Below are 4,216 nucleotides of genomic sequence, written 5' to 3'. Positions count from 1 at the left end.
TGCGGGGGCAGCGTTCGGGGACCCTTCGTGGGGGCCAGCGGACGGAGTGGGGCCGGGTGCGGCGGTTGTAGCCATGCTGCCAATCTAGCCCCCGCCGCGGCGGCGGGGCTGGCGGAAATCGGCCACGTCTAGTCGAGATCCTGCCAAAGTTGCCCCGCTACCGGCAGGGCGCCATTGCCGGTCGTCACCTCAGCACGCGGGCCGCGTCCTGGATCGCAGCCGCGACGCCGTCCAGCACGGCCGATCCGTAGCGCCACTGCTGCCAATGCAGCGGGACGTCGACGAAGGATTTGGCGGCCAGGGTCTGCAGCGTTCGCTGGTCCAGATCGTCGCCGATTTCGATCTCGGGAAGAAGGCCCCATCCCATGCCCAGCCGGATGGCCTCGCCGAACTCGTGGGCTGCTGGGACGTAGTGGCGCCGCGGCTCGAGGGGCTTCCGGCTGAACCGCCGCAGATAGCGGTCCTGCAGGTCGTCCTTGCGGTCGAAGATGATGACCGGGGCCTTGGCCAGCGCCTCCGCCGCCCCCGCGCCGTCGAACGCGGCCCCGCCGTCGAACCACTGCTCGGCGAAGGCCGGCGTGCAGACCGGCAGGTAGCGCATGACGCCGAGCCGGCGGGACGTGCAGCCCGGGGCCGGTTTGGCGGTGGCCGTGATGGCCGCTGCCGCCGCGCCGCTGCGGAGGAGCTCCAGCGAATAATCCTGGTCCTCGCGCAGGATTTCCAACTGGACCGTCCCGGCCACCGCAGCCAGCCCGGCCAGCGCCCACGTGTGCAGCGAGTCGCTGTTGATCACGAGGGTCAGGCGGGTATCCGAATTGGCGTTTCCCGGCTGCAGTTCATCGGCGAGGTCCGCCGAGAGCATCTCCAGCTGCCGGGCGAACCGCACAACGGCCTGGCCGGACTCCGTGAGTTCAATCGGCCTGGTCCTTCTCAGCACGGGACGGCCGACGGCGACTTCGAGGGCGCGGATGCGCTGGCTGACCGCGGACGAGGTAACTGACAGATGGCTGGCGGCGGCATCGAAGCTGCCCTTCGCAACGATGGCCGCCAGCGTCCGGGCCTGGTCCGGATGGATGTCTATCATTAGCTCATCTTATCTATCAGCAGAATGTTTAACTGGTTTCATGCTGAGGTTCCTCCTACCGTTGGGAGGGTGATCCTTCCCGTGCTTTCAGGCCTGGCCAGCGGCCTCTCGCTCATCGTCGCCATCGGCGCCCAAAATGCCTTCGTGCTCCGCCAAGGGCTCCAGCGCTCGCATGTCGCCCTCGTCATTGCCGTCTGCGCCGTCTCGGACCTGGTGCTGATCCTGCTGGGCGTGGCGGGCATCGGCGTCGTGATTGAACAGGCTCCGGCCGTGCTGGAGGTGGTGCGCTGGGCCGGGGCTGCCTTCCTGGCGGCCTATGGTGCCTTCGCCGCCTGGCGGGCCATCCGCGGACAGGCGCTTGGACAGCTCGGAACAGGGCAGGCTGCCGGCTGGGCCGCTGTCCTCGGAACCGGACTGGCCTTCACCTGGCTGAACCCGCATGTGTATCTGGACACAGTGCTGCTCCTCGGGTCACTGGCCAGCACGCACGGCCCGGAGGGCCGGTGGTGGTTTGCGGCCGGCGCGGGACTGGCCAGCATCGCCTGGTTCACCGCCCTGGGCGTTGGTGCGCGGTTCCTTGCTCCGGTGTTCCGTCGCCGCAGTGCCTGGCGCATTCTCGACGCCATTATCGCCGCCGTCATGGTGACGATGGCAATCCTGCTGGTCGCCTGATTCCCCCCGTTACCGTGCCGCCGGAACGTCGGGGGCCGGTCGGCCCTTGTCCGCTCAACACCGCGGGTTCACGCTTGCTGGTATGAAAGCATCCGATGCCTCGGCCCGTGACAGAAAGCGGGCCGCGATCGGCACGGCGGCCTTCGCCGTTGCCCCCGCGACGGTGGCCGGTGTGGTTCCGTGGCTCCTGACCCGCTGGGAAGTGGCGGCGCCGGTCCCCGGCGGAGTGCCTGCCCAGGTCACGGGCGCCCTGTTGATCGGTGCAGGGGCGGCAGTGATCGCGAACTCCTTTGTGCACTTTGCCGTAGAGGGCCTCGGGACCCCTGCACCCTTTGCCCCGCCCAAGCATCTGGTGGTGGGCGGACTCTACCGTTACGTGCGGAATCCGATGTATGTGGCTATTGCCGCAGCCGTCGCAGGGCAGGGGCTCCTGCTGGGCCAGCCGAAGCTCTTCGTGGCCCTGGCCGTCGGCGCCGTTCCGGTCGTGGCGTTCGTCAGGCTTTACGAGGAGCCGGTCCTGGCCCGGAAGTTCGGTGCCGAATACGAGGGGTACCGCCGGAACGTTCCGCGCTGGCTGCCCCGGCTCACGCCGTGGCGGACGCAGGGCCCGGAGCCATCCCGGAGCTGAGGCCCCCGGCCGGGAGTCAAGGTCCTGGACTGAGACCCCGGCGGCGCGCTACTTCCCCCGGCCGGTCCACTTCAGCAGCCGGTCCAGGGGCCAGGTGGTGATGATCCGTTCGGCAGGCACACCGTTCAAGGCGGCCCGCTCGGCGCCGTACTGCAGGAAGTCCAACTGGCCCGGAGCGTGGGCGTCACTGTCGATGCTGAAGAGGCAGCCGGCATCGAGGGCCAGCCGGATCAGCTCGTCCGGCGGATCCTGCCGCTCGGGCCGGGAATTAATTTCGACGGCGACATCCTGCTCGGCGCACGCCGCGAACACCCGCTCGGCGTCGAACTCTGACTCGGGCCGTGTTCCCCTGGACCCCTGGAGCAGCCGGCCGGTGCAGTGTCCGAGCACATTCATGTGCGGATCGCTGATGGCGCCCAGCATTCTGGCGGTCATGGTGCGCCTATCGGAACGAAGCTTCGAGTGGACGCTCGCCACCACGACGTCCAGCCGGTCCAGCAAGTCCGGGGACTGGTCCAGGGTCCCGTCCTCCAGGATGTCCACCTCGATTCCGGCGAGCAGGCGGAAGCTGCCGCCGCCGTCGTCGTTGTTTATGCCGGCCACGATGTCGAGCTGTTCGGTGAGGCGTTCGGCGCTCAGCCCGTTGGCGATCTTGAGGCTGGGGGAGTGGTCCGTCAGGGCAAGGTACTCCCGGCCAAGGGTGCGGGCGGCGTTCGCCATCAGTTCGATCGGAGACCCGCCGTCGGACCAATTGCTGTGGCTGTGCAGGTCTCCGCGGAGTGCGGAGTGCAGTTCGGTGCCGGCCGCCGCGAGCGGCTGCTGCCCCCGTTCGCGAAGCCCTTCCAGGTAGTCGGGGACGCCGCCGTCGACCGCCTGCCGGATCACCTCGAAGGTTCTGTCCCCGATGCCCTTCATGCTTTTCAGCCTGCCGCTGCGGGCCCGGGCCGCCACCTCGGCCGGATCCAGGCCGCCGATGATGCCGGCCGCTTTCCGGAAGGCCTGAACCTTGAACGTGGGGGCCAGTTCGCGTTCCAGCCAGAAGGCGATCTCATTGAGGGCATCAACGGCATCCATCAGTCCATCTTGCACCCGCCCTGCACCGAATTCTGCAGGAGTGCGATGCCGATTTTGGATATTCCCAAGGTCTGCCCTACACTTTTATAGTCCAGTTCGGAGCAACTCGAAAGGGCGGAAACGAAAGGCTTCGGCCCTTTATTTTTGCCCTGAATGAGCCGGATTGAGTTCAGGCCCCCATCGTCTAGCGGCCTAGGACACCGCCCTTTCACGGCGGCGGCACGGGTTCGAATCCCGTTGGGGGTACGCAAGGAAGTGGTCAAACCGGATGAAAAAGTCTGGTAGGCTGGAAGCCTTGAAAAAAGCAGTAGAGATACTGTTGAAGCAGTAAACAAGCAAGGCCCTGTAGCGCAGTTGGTTAGCGCGCCGCCCTGTCACGGCGGAGGTCGCGGGTTCAAGTCCCGTCAGGGTCGCTCTGATTGCCAGAAGAAATTCCGGCCGTCAAGGTGACATGTCACCTAGGCTCTGTAGCTCAGTTGGTAGAGCGTTCGACTGAAAATCGAAAGGTCACCGGATCGACGCCGGTCGGAGCCACCACTGGGAAGCATCAGTTCTTCGGAACTGGTGCTTTTCTTCTTTAACGCCCCGCATGGGGGCAACTTTGGCGCCACCCCTGGAGTGCCGCGCCGCGAAACGCGGGCAGCTTTGACCGGCCGTCCCGGCAAAGTTCCTGACGGAATTCCCCGCCGCATGGTCTTTTCCCTCTGACACCCGCGGGGGAGCTGACTATTTTGAGGGGATTCCGCAATCCGCCACCC

The 4,216-nt window shown here is 66.7% G+C and carries 4 protein-coding genes and 3 tRNA genes; 5 read left to right on the top strand and 2 right to left on the bottom strand.

All coding sequences use genetic code 11. From position 1 onward, the window contains the following. Positions 1-184: 184 nt before the first annotated feature. Positions 185-1,084 carry an ArgP/LysG family DNA-binding transcriptional regulator gene (locus tag AC07YR_RS23200; RefSeq protein ID WP_494735407.1) on the bottom strand — a complete coding sequence of 300 codons (900 nt, stop codon included), beginning with the start codon at positions 1,082-1,084 and terminating at the stop codon, positions 185-187. A gap of 24 nt (positions 1,085-1,108) precedes the next feature. Between AC07YR_RS23200 and AC07YR_RS23195 the strand changes: the two genes are divergently transcribed. Both AC07YR_RS23195 and AC07YR_RS23190 read left to right on the top strand, forming a co-directional pair. After that, complete coding sequence (locus AC07YR_RS23195; RefSeq protein WP_494735406.1) at positions 1,109-1,756, top strand: LysE/ArgO family amino acid transporter; 648 nt, start codon at positions 1,109-1,111, stop codon at positions 1,754-1,756. Positions 1,757-1,838: 82 nt separating this feature from the next. After that, positions 1,839-2,384, top strand: a complete 546-nt coding sequence (locus AC07YR_RS23190) for a methyltransferase family protein (RefSeq protein ID WP_494735405.1) — start codon at positions 1,839-1,841, stop codon at positions 2,382-2,384. Between the two features lie 48 nt (positions 2,385-2,432). Here AC07YR_RS23190 and AC07YR_RS23185 read toward each other — a convergent pair whose 3' ends face one another. After that, the gene (locus tag AC07YR_RS23185) at positions 2,433-3,458 is read right to left on the bottom strand and encodes a PHP domain-containing protein (protein WP_494735404.1); all 1,026 of its coding nucleotides are present in this window, start codon (positions 3,456-3,458) and stop codon (positions 2,433-2,435) included. Between the two features lie 173 nt (positions 3,459-3,631). Between AC07YR_RS23185 and AC07YR_RS23180 the strand changes: the two genes are divergently transcribed. The 3 genes from AC07YR_RS23180 to AC07YR_RS23170 all read left to right on the top strand — a co-directional run bounded on the left by AC07YR_RS23180 (position 3,632) and on the right by AC07YR_RS23170 (position 3,995). Then, a tRNA-Glu gene (locus AC07YR_RS23180) sits at positions 3,632-3,704 on the top strand. 93 nt (positions 3,705-3,797) lie between these two features. Beyond that, a tRNA-Asp gene (locus AC07YR_RS23175) sits at positions 3,798-3,871 on the top strand. A gap of 48 nt (positions 3,872-3,919) precedes the next feature. Next, a tRNA-Phe gene (locus AC07YR_RS23170) sits at positions 3,920-3,995 on the top strand. The last annotated feature ends 221 nt before the right edge of the window (positions 3,996-4,216 follow it).

The organism is Arthrobacter sp. GW460-12-1-14-TSB2, from assembly GCF_059423525.1.
The sequence above is the reverse complement of the archived record's forward strand: the minus strand, read 5'-3'. Positions and strand labels throughout refer to the sequence as shown.

Coding starts and splice junctions, on each gene's coding strand:
- AC07YR_RS23195 (WP_494735406.1), top strand. CDS start 1,109: ATGTTTAACTGGTTTCATGCTGAGGTTCCTCCTACCGTTGGGAGGGTG.
- AC07YR_RS23190 (WP_494735405.1), top strand. CDS start 1,839: ATGAAAGCATCCGATGCCTCGGCCCGTGACAGAAAGCGGGCCGCGATC.
- AC07YR_RS23185 (WP_494735404.1), bottom strand. CDS start 3,458: ATGGATGCCGTTGATGCCCTCAATGAGATCGCCTTCTGGCTGGAACGC.
- AC07YR_RS23200 (WP_494735407.1), bottom strand. CDS start 1,084: ATGATAGACATCCATCCGGACCAGGCCCGGACGCTGGCGGCCATCGTT.